Below are 16,710 nucleotides of genomic sequence, written 5' to 3' on the forward strand. Positions count from 1 at the left end.
TTCCTCTTAGCATAGCCGATTTTGCAGGAAGACGACAATCATTCATTCCTCCCAAATTGTTCCTATTTCTATATAAAACGTCTCGATGTTTTTCATAAATAAGTGGATCTAGCCGCTTGCGGATACCAAGCGGTCAAAACCGCTTTGGTACTATATACTATATCGGTAGGAAAGGAAGATTTGTTTTGATAAAATAAGATAAACTATTTCAAATAGGGGAGGATCGCATACAGTTATGAATCTTCACAGCATACGAAATCCAATTCCTCTTCTCGGGGTTACTTTACTCATCTCCTCGCTAGTGATAAGCAGTCCAATCACGGCAGAAGAGGCACCACAGCCCTCTCTTTATGAACAGGAAAAGGCGAAGGAGCCAGAACATCAGGTAGACAATCAACTATTAATCGTGTGGAATACATCCTCTTCAAAAAAACAGACAGGTGTCTTGTCCATCCTACAAGGTAGATCAGCACCCGTCATTTCGCAAAACAAGCAGATCACTCCCGAAGTCAGTTTAATTACATTGCAACCCGAAACAGACACTGAAAGAGTGATGAAGGAGCTTGCCAAAAACCCGGAAATCCAATCAGTCGAGCCGAACCAGACCATACGAGCCTTACTCCCAAGACCAGGCGGGCCAAGAGTAAATCTCGCCAAAGCAGATGTGGTGGGGCGGTATGTACGCTCAACAACAGCAACTGATCCATTGCTGGAGAATCAATGGGCTCATCCCTTGTTGCACGTTCAGGAAAGCTGGGAACTCCTGCAGCCTTCACAAAAAAGTGTAACGGTAGCCGTAATCGATACGGGTGCGGACCTATCCCACCCTGATCTGGCAGATATTCTGTTACCTGGCAAAGATTATATCGATAAGGATGATACACCACTTGATTTGCACGGCCACGGAACACATGTGAGCGGAATTATAGCCGCCATTTCGGATAACTCAGTGGGTATTACAGGCCTTACCGGTAAAGCAGATGTCAAAATCCTGCCAATGAAAGTACTTGATTCGAACGGGGAAGGCACGGTTGCTTCCGAGGTTCAGGCAATTTACGATGCTGTAGCAATGGGGGCAAATGTCATTAATCTAAGCTTGGGATCTGATGAATACTCTCAAGCAGAGCGCAATGCTGTCCGCTATGCCGTCCAACAAGGCGTGATGGTCGTCGCAGCCACCGGGAATGAATACGCTTCAGTAGGTTATCCGGCTGCATATGCAGAGGCTGTGGCTGTTGGAGCGACCAATCAATCAGATAACGTACCGGATTTTTCTAATTTTGGATCTCAAGTGGACTTGGTGGCACCAGGCGTTGATATTCTGAGCACCGTTCCTCGTGAAATCAACAAGTCAGGATACGATTATTCAACAGGCACATCGATGGCAACACCTCACGTAGCTGCACTGGCTGCTCTGCTCATGACACAGCTCCCTGACGCAACAAGCAGCGAGATCGAACAAATCATGAAGGATACAGCAGTAGATCTGGGCACAAAAGGAAAAGACAAATATGCTGGGTACGGACGTATTGATTTTCTTGCCGCTATCCAAAAGGCAAAAGAGGCAGCGCAACCACCAGCCAAGACCTACACACTATCAGAGTTGCAGGCTGATCCTTCGCTCTTTCATCAACTGCTTGCATCTTACCCTAGCAGTCAAATAACCGTAAAAGCTGCTGATGGAAGTACCTACCTATGGAAAGACCTGGTTTCGCAATCAGCTACCATGGCATCCATTTTCAAGCAGGATCCTGCTCTGGTCGAGATCACCTTTTCATCTCAATAACCCAATAACGAAACAAAACCCCTGATGCCGTGATGTAAGCTGGCTCAGGGGTATTTTGTGTTTCCTATTGGTGGACCGTGCGAAACGGTTGTATCACAGGAGTTCCTAATCCAACCTGACTGCTGGACTGGGTGTCACCAGAAATTTTGAGGAAATACATCCGTCCTGCTTCAAAGTTGGTAACAGGATCAATGGTTGCGGTCTTTTTGTCAGCCGACAGCCTAAGTGCGGCTTCCACTTTCTCGCCACGATCATTCTCAACCCAAAGCGTTTCATCGGTCAAGCTGTCAGCGTCCATCGGCTTTGTAAAGCCAATCTCAAATGTTTTGTCCAGAGGAACACTTCGCTTCACTGCCAATTTCCGCTTGAAACCGGCTGTGGAAACGGGATTCTCGGGTGAGACGGTAAAAGAAGCAAGTGGAATGCTGTCCATATAGATCAGTCGATACTGCTGACCAACCTTTAAAGCTGAATCAGCATCGACAAAAAATGTTGAACCTTTGATTTTTCCCACTCGCACTCCACTAACCTTTTGGCCCTTGGAGTCAATCAGTTTCACATATTTCGTAAGATCGGCACTACGTATCTCGACGTCGGTAGTAACCGTCATGGAAACATAGGGATTCACATCAGTCGTTCCCCAAGCTGGGCTTACTTGTCGGATAAATCCGTTATTCTCTGTGCTCGCAAAAGATGACTGGGTGATGAAAACGGCAAAAAGAAGCGACAAGATGACAATGCTATCCTTTAGTTTCTTCATGCTATTGAATCAAACCTTTCCCGCCTTCACCAAAATCACGGGGATTCTCGGGTCTCGCTTTCGGAATCACTGCCTTGCATTCTTCAGGCTTTACATTTGCCTTGCGCATGTTCTCTTTCGGTACATGGAACCCCCACAAACGGCTTGTATTCGGAGCCACTTGCAAATTCTTCAAACCGTAGTGAACACGAGCAATTTCTTCACCTTGAAGTGTTTGGATAATAATTGGCACTTCCGTAAATTCCAGGCTCTTATCCAATCCGTTCTGGAAAAGAACAACGACACGCAATCCTCCCTCGTCTGCTTGATCAATCCCAAGCACACGAAGTTCTACATCACCATTGATGGTAATTTGCTCTTGCGCAATTTTTTCATACTTCTTCTTCTCTACTTCTGTTAAGCCGTCACGAAGATCAAATGCTGACTGCTCAGCACCTTTCAGCGGTCGATTGAATGTCAAACGAAGAGGTACTTCCTCTTTCGGAATATGAGAGAATTCTTCCCAGCGGAATAAAAATTCGCAAGGACGGCTGCAGTTGTCCCCAATACCACCAAAAGTAATCATGTCAAAGGTTTTACTTGCAACCACATTACCCTCTGGATCAACCAGGGAAAGCGGCAATTTATTAAAAGTAATATCCTTGTTGCTAGCATTGCGAACAAAAGTTAACACCAAATAGCCTTCATTGAGCACATTCGTAAAAAAAGGAATGATTCCAACTTCGTCACGCACGATTGGCGGCAACGCATCATGAATGAATTGCAGCAACTCGATCTCAGGCTCCTGCATACGATGTTCCCAGTCACCATGTAAGGATAAGAACAGCTCTTTGGCAGGAACTCGATTCGAAGATTGTTCCGGGTTTTCAATTCCTGACACACCGATATACGATTCTGCTTGCAAATGGGTGTGTACGTCATCCTTTACTTCATCTATATTTTCCTTGCCAAACATATTTTCCAACAACCAACTCATGCCAAAACCCCCCTGATCCTACACTTATTCCGTCACATTAAGCAGCCACTTGCCTGGTTCGAAGTCAGGCTTCTTCACACGATCTGCTGGGAAAACAACTAACCATGGTCGGCTCGTGCCCGGACGTACTTTTATATTACTTGCATCAATGGTTCCTGATGCAATCAATTCACCCTCGTAAGTTGTTACACGCAAAGTAAGTTTTTGCGGATTATACACTTGATGTGAAGCATTACGGAACAAAAGTCCTATCACCAGTTTACCATCTGGAGTCTTTCCAATATCAAAACCATTAATATCTATTTGATTTTCTTCCAATGCTGGCAGTCGATCAACAATGTCATACAAACGCTCTTTTTGCGTCTTTGTCATGCGTTCTTCCATCGCAGGGTCTAAATCAAGATGCTTTGGCCATACAATGGTTCGCTCACCAAAATCCATCACGATTTTCCAACGATCGAATAGCATATTTGGTTTCTCGTATGTTTCCAACGGGAAGAATACCTCCCATGGACGGCTTGTATACGGTGGAATGGCTCCAAGTTCGGACAAGTCAAAACGACCCCGTGCGATTACCTCGTTCCCTCCGTAAATCGTTAAGCCGATGTTTTCGAAACGTAAAGGCATATTCGTTGCATTGCGGAAAAATACCGTAGCAGTTACACCAGCATCGCTTGGAACAAGGCTGAAACCGGTAATCCCAATCGTTCCTTCGTCCATGTCAGGAAGTTCTGCTTGCAAGAAACGAAGTGTATATTTTTTCTCTGAGTCCAGATGTCTCTCCCAGCCCTCATGCAGCGACAACTCGGTATGGACTTTCTTTGTTTCAATCACCCGTTGATTCTGCTGGTTATTCCCGTCAGTCTGAGAGCTCGAATCTGTGACTGACTCTTCCTGGATATCACCTTTAATATCTTCCATCGAGCGCATATTCTCTTGATCTTTCGAAAACCAGTTTTTCAAAAAGCTAAACATACCAAACACACCTCGCGATTCGTCAAGTCCTAGAAGACCTGTATCTATATTATAGTTTTTGTGAAAATGGGTCAAATCTGTGGTACTATTACCTTCCAGCGAGTAAAATCAGGGTTTTCCTTTACAATTCTCTCCTGTGGGAAAGTGAACAACCAAGGTTTGCTTGCACCAGCAGAGACTGTCAGACCATCTAGTTCAAACAGACCTTCTGCAACCTTTTCATCTTGTGCATCTAATAAGATCAAAGGAAAGTTCTCAAACGACAACGACTGATCAGAGCCATTGCGAATCAGTAACAGGCAACGAATTGATTGGTCCTCCGATTTGCTCAACTGTACACTCTGCACATTGACTTCCCCTGGTTGTAGAGGCGGAAGCTCCTGCGCCAAAGTAATCAGCGACTGCTTCTGCTGATCGGACAATGCCTTGATCCACGATTCTTCGAGTTCAAGTTGTTGTGGCAAAACCAGTTTCTTCTGAGCCAATTCAAATGCAAGCTTCCAGCTGGCAAGCATGACATCCTTTTGCAAGAAGTTTTCTTTCTTGAATACAAAGCTCCATGGTCTTGCACTAAAAGCAGGAATCTCTCCGACTTCAGAAAGATCAAACGACTGGCGTGCAAAAAGTTCATTTTCTTTAATAAGAATAAGAAGATTCATCGTCTCAAAACGAATTGGACGTGGCAAGCCGTTGCGAATAAATGCCGTAATTTCCACTCCATCTTCGTGTGGGAAAATTTTTATACCAGCCAACGAAACATTCCCTGTTTCAATCGGCGGTAAATCGCTGAGTAAGAAGGAAAGTGCATATCTTTGAGAAGAATCAAGTCGCTCTTCCCATGATTCATGTAGAGATAGCCCCGTATCGTGCAATTCCTTGTTTGCTGACTGACCTTGGGCACTTGCCTGTTCAACTGTTGTAGATGGACCATCTGAAACAGGAAGGACAGATTCTTCCTTGATTTCTTCCTTTTCCTCTGCTGATGAATCTTTTTTTAACCAATTTTTCAAGAATGATAGCATAAATAAACGCTCCCTGTTCTAGCACATTTACGAAAATGTTTCTCCTCACTATAGCATAACATAATTGATTTTCCAAAGAAGATGGACGGCTACCTTCCTATTTATTTCACATTTTGCATACTCGTCTGTAAAGAGCGAATTGTCTCACCAATTCCTTGCAGGTACGGGGTTTGCGGAATAGGACCTATCTCTCTTTCATACTTCTCCCCGCTTAAGATGAGCGGCTCTTCTGTCAGGTACATCATCTCGTGAAGCTCTTTCATAAACGGACTGAACAGCTTTAACAGTCCAATCATTCCTTTGGTTATCGTCATAATGCGAGCAGTTTTTTTCGTAATTTCATTCCCGATACGAAGAATCTCTTTTCCTGTAATCACGCCAGCCCCCGGAACATTCCAATTCTGTCCGTAGCTTGTGTCCCTTGAGGCGATCTCAGCAATTGCCCGTGCAGCATCAGGCAAATATATATACTCTCGTGCAATCGACTGATCCCCAACGAAACCCCCAAACCGATTTGAAGCAATTGCTTGCAAGGTGACATTCAACATCGTATTAGCTCCAGTCGGGCCATAAAAATCAGGCAAATGAACATGAAGACTGGGAATGCCCTGTTTGTTGGAATCAAGGATCATCTGTTCTACTTTCAATCGGAGTTTACCTTTACATGTATGCGGGTTCTTTGGATGCTGTTCGGCAATGCGTGATGCTTGTCTTCGCCCGTATGCATAAATATTGTCTATGATTACGACCTTGCATCCGTTGGCTTTGGCCGCCTCAAGAATGTTACGAGCGACCCGCTCCAATTTTTCCGTCCATTCAGGATAGGGAATACTGACGCAGTGAAAAATCGTATCAACTCCACGAGAGGCTTCCATTACATCTGCTGCATGAAGAGCATCTCCTGTCCATGTCTCGACTCGCGGATTTCCACCGTACAGGTTTTGCAACGTATCCTTCGATCGGGCAAAGGCAATTACCGAAATTCCTCTTCCAACGAATTCTTCTACCAACGGTTGCCCGATTCCACCTGTTGCACCTAAAACCAATACCTTTTTCATAAAAAACCCTCCCATTTTTCTTGTTATTAACCACCGGTCAATTTATTACGAAAATGAAGGCTTCTATTTCTAGAAGCCACGGTACAAACTAAAATAATCCCTTGCAAATAAACTTGATATGTTCCTTTGCCAGATGCTCAACCTCATCGAAACTCATCTTGGCATGCAGATAATGTGCAACAAAGCCTTGCAGCGAAAGTAACGTCAACCACGGAATGATGATCCGCTTATCTGGTGCAAGTAATTTTCCGCAAGCCTCTACTATTACTGATGAGAACTGGCTATAACTTGACTCCTTGATTGGCTGTGCGTACTGCTGCAATTCTGGATCATTAATCAAAAACATGATTTCGTAATGATGAGGATAATCCAACCCGAAACGGATAAATTCAAGCATTACCTTCTCAACTCGACTATGTAAATCCAGGATGTCCTCTGTCAGTACATCCTGAAGTCTTTGCTTCAATTGATAGAAATCATGTTCAACCAGTGTATTGAACAATTCAGCCTTGTCTTTGAAATGGTAGTAAATCGCTCCATGACTGTATCCAAGCACCTGGGCAATTCCTCGCATCGAAACCTCACGATACCCTTTGGTTACAAATAGCTCTCTTGCCGCCTGCAGTATTTGATCTCGATTCAATTCTTTCGCAACAGCTTTTCTACCCACGTAGCGGACACCTCATTGTTGTCACTTAATTAACCACCGTTCAATTAACTCTCATTTTATATGTTTTGCTAATGTAAGTCAACGCAGAATTACTGTTAAGACAAAAGGAAAGGCAAATGACTCGATCGAGAATCATTTGCCTTTTCTGAACTGCTGGTTATGAATACTTATTTTCCAAAAGTACCCTTGTATGTCTCTTGAACTCCATCTTTCTCTGCAATCAAAGTGAAATCCTTGATTCCACCTTTAGCCGAACCTGTAAATTTAAATTCACCTTTGCTGTCAACTTCTACCTCAGTTTTCTTGCCGTTGAAGTCAACCGAGAGCTCACTTCCTGTGGCAACTTTACCGGTAATCGTATATTTCGAGATAATTCCGCCAATGATTACCTGCTCTTTGGCGCTAATTGACTGACGATCAATCAATTCACTAGATGCAACCGTTACAGTAATCTTCACTTCTTTATCAGCATACTTCGCTGTTGCCTTGGCTACACCTGCTTTTTTGCCTACAAGTTTACCATTCACTACTGCGACAATATCAGCCTTATCTACTTTCCAATAAACCTTACTTGTCACATCTTCTGTCTTCTTGTCTGTATATTGAACAGTAATTTTGACATCCGCTTCCTGATCAACACTGATTGTTACCTTGGACTTGGAAGCTGTTAGCTTGCTAATTTTTTTGTCGGAGATTACCTGTACAGCAAAGTCAACTGATTTTCCCTTATAAGTAGCAGTAACGGTAGCCGTCCCTTCTGCTTTTCCTGTTACTTCACCCTTTGAAATCGTAGCAATTTCTTCATCATCGATTTTCCACTCAACGTCCTTCGTCACATCGACTGCTTTGTTGTCAGCTTGTCTTGCCTTCACTGTAACTTTTTGCTTTTTCGATACGTTGACGAAAACAGTTGGTACTGGATCAAGCGAGACGATTGCTGTTTTGGAAACTGTTACCGGGATTTCAAGCGTAAGATCTTTGTAGGTAACTGTTATTTTCGTTTCACCTGATTTTGAGGTTGCCGTGGCCTTCCCTTGGTCAACCGTAATCAGAGAAGTTTTCCCTGATTCGTATTCTGTTTCTTCATTTTTGGTAATGTCCAGTTTTTCTTCCTTGTCTCCATCCTTGGATACAGCGTACACCTGGAATTCCACTGATTTCTTCGGAGCAAGAACAATTTCAGTTACTGATGCTTCGAGGTGGTCAAGTGTGGCTTCCTGCTCAACTGCACTTTCCTGAGAAGCAGCAATAACCGGGTTTAAAACGGTAGAAAAAATCATTACAAATGCAAATAACGACAACAGTAATCTACTAATTCTCATTTTCCCTCACCTATTCTATGTCGAAATATCTTACTAGATTAAGAATAAAACTTTCTCACTAGTGGCACAATACCAAATTCGGAAAAAAGAGGCGCACTTACCTTTCAGAGGAAGCACGCCGTTTGTTATGGTCTTTTTCTATTTAACAGTAATCGATATTGTAGCTGTTTTGTTGCTAATTTTTGCTGTTATTGTTGTTGTTCCTTTTCCAATTGCTTTTACCAATCCTTTGGACTCGTCATTATCGACAGAGGCAATTGTATCACGTTTGGAAGCCCACTCAGTATCTTTGGTAACATCAGCCTTGGTACCATCTTTATAAGTTGCAATCACCTTCGCTTGATAAGTGCCACCAACAGACAAGGTTTTTGTTTTGGGGGTAATTGTCAGGGTCTTAATTTCTTTTCCAGCAGTAACCTCAACCAAAACTTTTACCTCAAACTCCTCATATGACGCAACAATTTCTGTTTTACCAACTCCAACTGCGGTAATAACTCCATCCTCAACTGTAGCAACGCTTGTTTTCTTGGAACGCCAAGTAATATCATCATTTAATTCTCTTGTATTACCATCTTCGTATTTGGCATAGATTTTCACTTCTGCTTCTTTCCCAACTTCCAGCTTCAGTGACTTTTCGTTTGCCTCTATGCCAATAATTTCAGAGTCTCCAATAACTTCAACGTTAACAGCGACCTCTTGTCCACCGTATCTGGCATAAACAGTAGTGAAACCTTGACCGACAGCTATTATCTCACCTTTATTAACTTCCGCCACAGTGTCATCCTCGGTAAGCCATTTGGCATCTTCCGTTACATTTTTGTCAGAACCATCCGTGTAGAATGCTGTCAACTCCACTTGGTGAACCTCACCTGCAGTCAATGTCACATTTTCAGTGGATAGTTCTAGAGATTCCACTTCTGCTTTAGTAACCTCTACTGGAATATCAAGTTTTTTGCCTTGATAAGAAATCGTAATGGTTGCAGTGCCTACTTTATTTTGCGCTTGAACAACACCTTTGGTTACTTTAACAATGCTGTTGGAACTGCTTCGATATGTTGTTGATCTGTCCTTTGTGATATCCTTTTCTTCACCATTGGTATAGATCGCATAGACCTCTAGATCAAGTGTCTCTTTGGGAGCAAGTATAATACTGGACTCACTTGCTTCCAAATGATCCAATGTACCAGTCCCACCACCAGAGCTAGTTACAGTTACGGTTATGGTGGATTTCTTGTCTTTGAATGAAACATTTACAGTTGTAGATCCTTCTTTCACACCAGTGATTTTCCCTGTAGCTGCCGTTGCAATTGCCATGTTAGCGGATACCCAATTAGTAGAGGAATTAGCTGTCACATCTTCTTTCGTACCATCAGAATAAACAGCCGTTGCCTTTATATTCACTGATTCGTCAACCTTCAATGTCGCTGTTGTTTGGGAAAGGCTTAAGCTTGTCACTGTTTTCGTCGGTGTCGTTGCCGGACCATTCAAATATAGTCCAAATTCTTCACTTCCAGTAGAAGAATAGCCATTCGTTACTTTAATATAGTATTTCTTGCCACCTTTAAGAAACTTGGTCAAGTCAAATGATTGATTGCCGGAGTAAACACTACCAGATGTTAGATAGGCATACCCACTACTATATGCTTCAGCATCGTACAAGTAATAATACTTTGAGTCAGTGCTATTCTTACTATTTGATAAGAGAAGTTGAACTGATTCACCGGTCTTTGGTGGTGCAGTTAAGGTGTACCAGGCTGCTTTTGTTTCTGCATCAATCTTTCCAATCACATCTGTGTTATAAGTCAACAGTTCCGCTGATCCTCGAAACGCGTTAGTGCTCCCGTATGGTGGAGTACTCATGTAGTAACTGTATGCGTCTCCAGCCGCACTCGTAAATTTCAAATAATATCGTTTCCCCGGTTTGAGATAGGTACTAATATCCCAATAAGTAGTTTCGGTCACATATGTACTGGCAAGCCCCGACCAGTTACCTGTATTTGATTCGTCATACAAATTGACATACATATAAGTATTTGAATATGAGATCTTTTTCAACAGAAATTCGACTACAGAGCCACTCTCTGGTGCGGTGAAATAATACCAGTCCTCACTTGTCCTGGAATTGATTTCAGAAGTAACCGTCTCATTTGCCAGCAGTTCCTTTGCATTCCCTATAAACCCGTTATCTTCTCCTGATTCAGGAGCTGCCAGTGCAGTGGCCGGAGCTACAAGTTGAACAAGAAGAATAAAGGCCAACATAAATAATCGAAATGATTTCAATTGCAATGACATTTGACCCACCTCTCTTTTCCGAAATATTTAGTAAAATATTCACAGGACAATAGTCCTTGCTCTTTATTAAATATTACCATTATGAATATCCATCGTCTATATAAAAAAGTAGCAACTAACGAAACATACCTGGAGTTTGGAAAGGGTGTTCTGGAAACAGAAAAAACACCGCTATCAAGCGGTGTTTTAGCCCGTTACTCAGGTATTTCGATCATTGCATAGAACTTTCCTGTTTTCTCCGTTCTACTGTAAATATTATCAAAATCTGTTTCAGAACAAACATCTCTGTACATGTAGTTGGTGATTCTAATGGAGTACTTTCCAGGCTTGTATTTGTTCTTCTTGATAATTTCTTTCAGATCGATCGCAGATACACCCTCATTTTCTCGATCTGTAGAGAAAGTAGCCAGCTTTTCAGTACTATTGAAGAAGATTTCAACAACATTTCTGGAGCCTATTCTTGCATCTTCATAATAATGGTCTTCTCCAAAACCAACCTGTTCATATTTCCATGCCGTTGTCGGAAGCCAGTACTTCCAGCCATCTTTCTTAATCTTTTTCAAACCGGTTTTGACCGCATGATCGGCTAGTAATGTAACCTCAGTGAATTGGTTAAGATCTGATCTATTTTCAATCTTCTTGATACTATTGTGACCAATCTGTGTTCCATCCTTCATTACCAGTTTCATCGAATTGACTGGCATTGCTGCCCCTGTTTCACCTGACGTACAATAATCATTCAAGCTTAGGGCCGAATTGCTTAAACGAACCCTTCGAGACCAAACCACCTTCGAATCAACATTAGATATATACTGCACATCATAATATCCAGCACCAAAACGAGATAATTGCAAGGCTGTCTGATCCCAGTTCAAATACGATTTGTCTACAATCACTTTATTAACTGCCCATACGCCTGATCCTTCTTCCGCATCATAGCGATTGCCATAGCGGAAATGATTGGCACTCGTAGTCAACCAGATGTCATAAATGGGTGCCTGAAACACAGTAATCAGATCGTTGCTGGATTCCAGATCACTTTGTTCGATTTGATAGGAAGAATCCGAGTTCCCTCTTGCAACGATATCAATTTTTGCCTTTGATTGATCATTAATAGGCAATCCAGGGTTTGGGTTAGGTTTTGGTTGAGGGCTAGGATTTGGCGGCACTTCAATTTGTACAACATACTTGTTACTCTCGCCAGCATCATTGGGAGTATAGGTTAGGGTTAGAATATATCCCGCATAATCTGTTGGAATCGTGGCAGTAAAACTTTGCGTATTTTTGGCAGATTGTTGAGTTCCAGATAATACCCAACTTCCCATCGCACTTGCATAAAAAGTGATGGGTTCATTCGTCGCCTGCACCACAATTTTTTCACCGGTATTTATTTTTTGCCCTGAGGCATTGATTCCACGATACAGTTCGGGTTTTGGAACCGTTGGTGTCGCTGCGGGAGTTGGATTGGTTTCCCCATGAACAGGCGTAATGGCAGTAGTGGTTGCCACGGTAGTGATTACCATCGCTGAAGCCAACAATCCCATAAGATATTTCTTCATTTTGTCCCTTCCTTCTCCTGTTCTTTCTTAATTTACTCTTTATCTATCCCAATAATTATATGTTACTTAAGACAAATAGACAAAAGAAAAGAGTTGGATAAATAATTTACAAATAATTGTAAAAATATGTTGATTATTGCCAATTTTATCTATACTATGAAAGTGTACAAATTAATAGATTCAAAGGAGGCATTGGAATGAAACACAAAGTAATGAATGCAATTGGTGCTCTTGCTGCGGTTATTTCATCTATGCATGCTGTAGGAATCCTTTGTACATTACACATTTACGAACCAACTCCACCACATCTTCGAGAAGAATAATCACTGAAGTGAGTCTGCGAGACGATCGCGGGCTCCTTTTTCATACTACTCGCTAATCTTGCAAATAAGGATGGAGGTTACTACTGATGAGTATTATTGAGAATCTGTCTATTCGCATCGCAAGACAAGTAAAAGCTAACGGAAGTCCTCACTCGGTTGGAGTTATTTCACACGGCATTGAAATTATGATGTTAAATACGTTGAACACCCTGCTTCTTCTAATATTGGCATTATTCATGGGGTGCTTTACAACCGTGGCATTCGCCTCTGTCAGTTATACACTTCTTCGGAATTTTACTGGTGGTGTACATTTTAAAAATCCTTGGTCTTGTATGATTTTCGGCAATATTCTATTATTTTCAATAGGTTGGTTAACTTCTTCTTTCGCAATTCAAAACGGGTTATACTTATACTTAGTAACATTTGCATTATTTCTTACATCGTTTCTCATAAATCGTAAACATGCCCCAGCCAAACACACCTATTTTGAATTTGAACCGGAACAGATACGACAAAATCGACGTAAAGCATTTATCATACTCGGGTTTTGTGCAGGTATTGCCTTTGTATTAGGAGCAATTGGATATTCCCCTATTATGTTGGTTATGGGACTGGCTGTTCTGTTGCAAGCTTTATTACTCCATCCTCTCACTTTCAAACTAATTCAAAAAATGGGCTGGTAGTGCTGTTGGGAATGAAAGCAGGAATAGGGAATGGATTCATTGACTCAGTTTTTTTTGATGAATGTACCTGAAGCTTTTGTAATTTTAGTAGTAGGCTTGACATTATTTAATCAACCTCTACAGGGTAGATGGCGTCAAGTTACCATTTTTGCCCTGAGCTACGCTTTTTCTGTTTTTCTATTCGATTTTTTTGGCGTAATCTACGAGATTAAAGTTGTTACATTATTTGTGATCATGAATCTGCTTATTCGGTACCTTTTCAATTTCCCTTTTCTAACGACTGGTTTAATCAGTGCAAGCTCCTTTGTAATGCTTGTTGCAATCGAATTTATGGTTCTTCTGCTATTTCAATTTCTCCATATTGGAATTAATGAAATCATGGCTAATCCACTCTACTTGTATTCTGCCATGTGGAGCATTTTTGCTCTTAGTCTTGTTTTCTCCTGGATACTAAGGCGTTTCAATTTAAATTTGATTCGCCTCTTTTCCTTTTCCAAGCTTAATACTTATCTTTCACTTTTAGTTGTGTTTATTATGGTGGAGCTACTCGTAATTTTATCAACTGCTACTCACTATTATCTTGCTGATGAAAACAAGCTCGATGTGGTGAAGATACATAACATTCCTATTCTCATCCCGGTCATGCTGATTGTGTTCATTTTGATCGTAATTGTGTTTACCAGATACTTATCGCTTAAGAAGAAAAGTGTAATGATCGAAACAGAAGATCCCTATCTCAAAAGTATTGACGATATGATGCATACGCTCCGCTCGATCCAAAACGAAGAATCCATGCACTATCAAGCAATTCTTGAGCTTCTGAAACAGCAAGAGTACGAAAAGGCAAGCAACTATGTAGAAAAGATTTTTTCCCATACGGATACACATTACCGACAGTTTGCGAGGCTAACCAATACGGAAATTAATGATCCTGCTGTCGCCTATCTTCTGCAGACCAAAATGGCATACTGTTTGGCTAATAAACTCATTTTCACATACGATGTTCAAACGACACGTCAATTCAGTCACATGAAATCAATTGATACGATTAAACTACTGGGGAACTTACTGGATAATGCCATTCGGGCGGCAAAAGGAGACCCCGTTTCACAAGAGGTTCATATGTCATGGCTCGATAACGGTCAGGAAGAATTGCTTCTTATCCGGAATTCGGGGCCTACCATACCCCAACAATATATGAGCAGGTTGTTTGACCTGGGTTTTACGACAAAAAAATCAAATGGCGGTGCAGGATTGTCCATTGTCAATGCAATCGTCAAGAAGTATCGCGGCAGTATTCATGTCACCTCGGAGGATAATGTAACTGTCTTCCAGATTGTTTTCACTCATACCGCAAAATCATCCGTCTCCGGAACTACTCTAGACGTATGATGTACAACTCGAATAAGAAAAAGGCACCTGGCAATTATACAGGTGCCTTTTGCGTTCATGAGATTAGGTAATTTTCACTCGAACAGTCGTGGTTTTTCCACCATTCTTGATTGTAATCGTTACTTCCGATTTTTTGCCTTTGTCTTTATCTTTATCTTTGTCTTTGTCTTTTGATTTCCCTTTTTTTCCACTCTCTACTTTCACCAATCCATCAGCACTAACCGTAACTAATGTGGAATCGCTGCTTTCATAGGTTGTTCCTGTGGAAGCTTTGGTTAGGTCCTTTTGTTTGCCGTCTTTTGTAATTCCAAACACCTTCAATTGTCTCGTTTTACCAGGTTTGAGATTGACGGAGGTTGGAGTTGCTTTCAGCTTTGAAATCTCTGCTTTTCCGGCTTCCGTTACTTCTACTTCCGCACTTGCTGTAAACTTCCCGTCTTCCGTAGTTACGGTAACAGTCGTTTTTCCGACCTTCACTGGGGTGATCACACCCTTGTCTACCGTAGCGATGGTTGTGTCCTTTGATTCCCAAGTTACATTTTTGTTCGTTGTATTATCCGGTTCAACTGTTGCAACCAATGTCGCCGTTGTTCCCAACGCTACTTTTACCGAAGATTGATCCAGTTTCACACCTGTCGCAGGAACATTCACAGCCGGCTCGGTCATCGATACACCTTGTTCTCCTGCAAACGGAACTACATAGAGTGTTGTATCTCCAACCACAAAGCTGGTTCCAGTTTCAGAGGTAGTCACATCGGCTTTCCCTTGAAACTTGCCGGAAACACCTGTAATCGTCCAACTGGTATCCACACCTTCTACATCAACTGCAACGTAGATGGTGTCTTTCGTATAGGTTGTCCCTTCAGGGCTTGTCTCACCTTTTGGACGAAGATCAAAAAAATATCTGCCTGCAACCGGGGCATCAACGGTGTATTGACCGTCTCCTTTGGTCGCAAACTTCGCTGTAAAGATTTGATCGCCACTCTTGGCTGTAACCTCTAATGCATTTGCAAAATCTGCTGCATTCTGTCCATCCGGAACATTAAACTCTCCCACTAGATGAAAAAGTTTCTTCTGAACAGTTTCCTCAGCTTGTGCAGTTAACGGCACCATCATCAAAAATACTAGTAGTGCGGATAAGAAGATTGAAATTGCCTTGTTACTACGTTGCATTCCCTTCCCGTCCTTTCTCTTGTCGAATTACGAATGTCGAATGTAGTCTATGAATCTATCATCACTATATCCAGAAAATTATGGTAAGGAAATAGGGCGGAAGTTGGGATATCGATTTCTTTTTTATAAAAAAAAAGACGTTCGATAGTTCGAACGTCATTAGAAAATCATTCTATGTTTAGTTTGTCCAGCTTACTACGAGATCAACACCTTCTGCCACTTGCAAGCCATCGGAAAGTTCTATTGTATAGTTGACACCTTCTACTGCTCCGGTAAGTGTCAGAATATAGGTATCAAGAATTGGTTCATTATCCTCTCCTACAGCCTGTGTTACCGCCACCACTACTGGATTGCCCGCTTCATCCTTTGCAGTAAGTGCTGCTTCCAATTCAGCAGGAGTTGTTCCAGCAACAGTAATTCTTACATTCCCTAATTCTGATTCCTCACTTACATTCGTAATGGAAATCACCGGTTCGGGAACGGATTCCCAGCTTACTACGAGATCAACGCCTTCTGCCGCTTGCAAGCCATCGGAAAGTTCTATTGTATAGTTGACACCTTCTACTGCTCCGGTAAGTGTCAGAATATAGGTATCAAGAATTGGTTCATTATCCTCTTCAACAGCCTGTGTTACCGCCACCACTACTGGATTGCCCGCTTCATCCTTTGCAGTAAGTGCTGCTTCCAATTCAGCAGTAGTTGCTCCAGCAACAGTAATT

15 protein-coding genes are annotated in these 16,710 nt (G+C 42.0%); 4 read left to right on the top strand and 11 right to left on the bottom strand.

The genetic code is table 11. The annotated features are described in order from the left end of the window. The first annotated feature begins 235 nt into the window (after positions 1–235). Positions 236–1,786 (top strand): S8 family peptidase, encoded by a 1,551-nt coding sequence (locus tag ACPW7N_RS05470; RefSeq protein WP_425650018.1) that lies wholly within the window; start codon positions 236–238, stop codon positions 1,784–1,786. A gap of 64 nt (positions 1,787–1,850) precedes the next feature. On the opposite strand, the gene ACPW7N_RS05475 is transcribed toward ACPW7N_RS05470, so the two are convergent. The 9 genes from ACPW7N_RS05475 to ACPW7N_RS05515 form a co-directional block, all read right to left on the bottom strand. After that, positions 1,851–2,546: an Ig-like domain-containing domain gene (locus tag ACPW7N_RS05475; RefSeq protein ID WP_425650019.1), complete on the bottom strand. Its 696-nt coding sequence runs from the start codon at positions 2,544–2,546 to the stop codon at positions 1,851–1,853. 1 nt (position 2,547) lies between these two features. Continuing rightward, positions 2,548–3,522: an SLAP domain-containing protein gene (locus ACPW7N_RS05480; RefSeq protein ID WP_425650020.1), complete on the bottom strand. Its 975-nt coding sequence runs from the start codon at positions 3,520–3,522 to the stop codon at positions 2,548–2,550. Between the two features lie 24 nt (positions 3,523–3,546). After that, on the bottom strand, positions 3,547–4,497 hold the full coding sequence (locus tag ACPW7N_RS05485) for an SLAP domain-containing protein (RefSeq protein WP_425650021.1): 951 nt from the start codon (positions 4,495–4,497) through the stop codon (positions 3,547–3,549). Positions 4,498–4,568: 71 nt separating this feature from the next. Next, a complete protein-coding gene (locus tag ACPW7N_RS05490; protein WP_425650022.1) occupies positions 4,569–5,519 on the bottom strand; it encodes an accessory Sec system S-layer assembly protein in 951 nt (316 codons plus the stop codon). 101 nt (positions 5,520–5,620) lie between these two features. Next, positions 5,621–6,577, bottom strand: a complete 957-nt coding sequence (locus tag ACPW7N_RS05495; RefSeq protein WP_425650023.1) for an NAD-dependent epimerase/dehydratase family protein — start codon at positions 6,575–6,577, stop codon at positions 5,621–5,623. Positions 6,578–6,665: 88 nt separating this feature from the next. Next, a complete protein-coding gene (locus tag ACPW7N_RS05500; protein WP_425650024.1) occupies positions 6,666–7,247 on the bottom strand; it encodes a TetR/AcrR family transcriptional regulator in 582 nt (193 codons plus the stop codon). A gap of 167 nt (positions 7,248–7,414) precedes the next feature. Further along, positions 7,415–8,569 (bottom strand): Ig-like domain-containing protein, encoded by a 1,155-nt coding sequence (locus ACPW7N_RS05505; RefSeq protein WP_425650025.1) that lies wholly within the window; start codon positions 8,567–8,569, stop codon positions 7,415–7,417. 138 nt (positions 8,570–8,707) lie between these two features. After that, positions 8,708–10,861, bottom strand: coding sequence for an Ig-like domain-containing protein (locus tag ACPW7N_RS05510; RefSeq protein WP_425650026.1), 2,154 nt, complete (start codon positions 10,859–10,861; stop codon positions 8,708–8,710). A gap of 194 nt (positions 10,862–11,055) precedes the next feature. Continuing rightward, the gene (locus ACPW7N_RS05515; RefSeq protein WP_425650027.1) at positions 11,056–12,420 is read right to left on the bottom strand and encodes a hypothetical protein; all 1,365 of its coding nucleotides are present in this window, start codon (positions 12,418–12,420) and stop codon (positions 11,056–11,058) included. Between the two features lie 197 nt (positions 12,421–12,617). Here ACPW7N_RS05515 and ACPW7N_RS05520 point away from each other — a divergent pair, with 197 nt between their 5' ends. From ACPW7N_RS05520 to ACPW7N_RS05530, 3 genes are all read left to right on the top strand, one after another. Continuing rightward, positions 12,618–12,743, top strand: coding sequence for a hypothetical protein (locus ACPW7N_RS05520; RefSeq protein WP_425650028.1), 126 nt, complete (start codon positions 12,618–12,620; stop codon positions 12,741–12,743). 86 nt (positions 12,744–12,829) lie between these two features. Further along, on the top strand, positions 12,830–13,426 hold the full coding sequence (locus ACPW7N_RS05525; protein WP_425650029.1) for an accessory gene regulator B family protein: 597 nt from the start codon (positions 12,830–12,832) through the stop codon (positions 13,424–13,426). A 30-nt stretch (positions 13,427–13,456) separates the two neighbouring features. Then, positions 13,457–14,818, top strand: coding sequence for a sensor histidine kinase (locus ACPW7N_RS05530; RefSeq protein WP_425650030.1), 1,362 nt, complete (start codon positions 13,457–13,459; stop codon positions 14,816–14,818). A 63-nt stretch (positions 14,819–14,881) separates the two neighbouring features. Here ACPW7N_RS05530 and ACPW7N_RS05535 read toward each other — a convergent pair whose 3' ends face one another. Both ACPW7N_RS05535 and ACPW7N_RS05540 read right to left on the bottom strand, forming a co-directional pair. Further along, complete coding sequence (locus ACPW7N_RS05535) at positions 14,882–15,991, bottom strand: Ig-like domain-containing protein (RefSeq protein WP_425650031.1); 1,110 nt, start codon at positions 15,989–15,991, stop codon at positions 14,882–14,884. 178 nt (positions 15,992–16,169) lie between these two features. Then, positions 16,170–16,710, bottom strand: a 541-nt coding sequence (locus tag ACPW7N_RS05540; protein WP_425650032.1) for a hypothetical protein, incomplete at its 5' end; no start/stop codon positions are given.

Source organism: Brevibacillus nigriterrae (genome assembly GCF_049846925.1).
Lineage (GTDB): Bacteria > Bacillota > Bacilli > Brevibacillales > Brevibacillaceae > Brevibacillus_H.

Coding starts and splice junctions, on each gene's coding strand:
- ACPW7N_RS05470 (WP_425650018.1), top strand. CDS start 236: ATGAATCTTCACAGCATACGAAATCCAATTCCTCTTCTCGGGGTTACT.
- ACPW7N_RS05475 (WP_425650019.1), bottom strand. CDS start 2,546: ATGAAGAAACTAAAGGATAGCATTGTCATCTTGTCGCTTCTTTTTGCC.
- ACPW7N_RS05480 (WP_425650020.1), bottom strand. CDS start 3,522: ATGAGTTGGTTGTTGGAAAATATGTTTGGCAAGGAAAATATAGATGAA.
- ACPW7N_RS05485 (WP_425650021.1), bottom strand. CDS start 4,497: ATGTTTAGCTTTTTGAAAAACTGGTTTTCGAAAGATCAAGAGAATATG.
- ACPW7N_RS05490 (WP_425650022.1), bottom strand. CDS start 5,519: ATGCTATCATTCTTGAAAAATTGGTTAAAAAAAGATTCATCAGCAGAG.
- ACPW7N_RS05495 (WP_425650023.1), bottom strand. CDS start 6,577: ATGAAAAAGGTATTGGTTTTAGGTGCAACAGGTGGAATCGGGCAACCG.
- ACPW7N_RS05505 (WP_425650025.1), bottom strand. CDS start 8,569: ATGAGAATTAGTAGATTACTGTTGTCGTTATTTGCATTTGTAATGATT.
- ACPW7N_RS05510 (WP_425650026.1), bottom strand. CDS start 10,861: ATGTCATTGCAATTGAAATCATTTCGATTATTTATGTTGGCCTTTATT.
- ACPW7N_RS05515 (WP_425650027.1), bottom strand. CDS start 12,420: ATGAAGAAATATCTTATGGGATTGTTGGCTTCAGCGATGGTAATCACT.
- ACPW7N_RS05520 (WP_425650028.1), top strand. CDS start 12,618: ATGAAACACAAAGTAATGAATGCAATTGGTGCTCTTGCTGCGGTTATT.
- ACPW7N_RS05525 (WP_425650029.1), top strand. CDS start 12,830: ATGAGTATTATTGAGAATCTGTCTATTCGCATCGCAAGACAAGTAAAA.
- ACPW7N_RS05530 (WP_425650030.1), top strand. CDS start 13,457: ATGGATTCATTGACTCAGTTTTTTTTGATGAATGTACCTGAAGCTTTT.
- ACPW7N_RS05535 (WP_425650031.1), bottom strand. CDS start 15,991: ATGCAACGTAGTAACAAGGCAATTTCAATCTTCTTATCCGCACTACTA.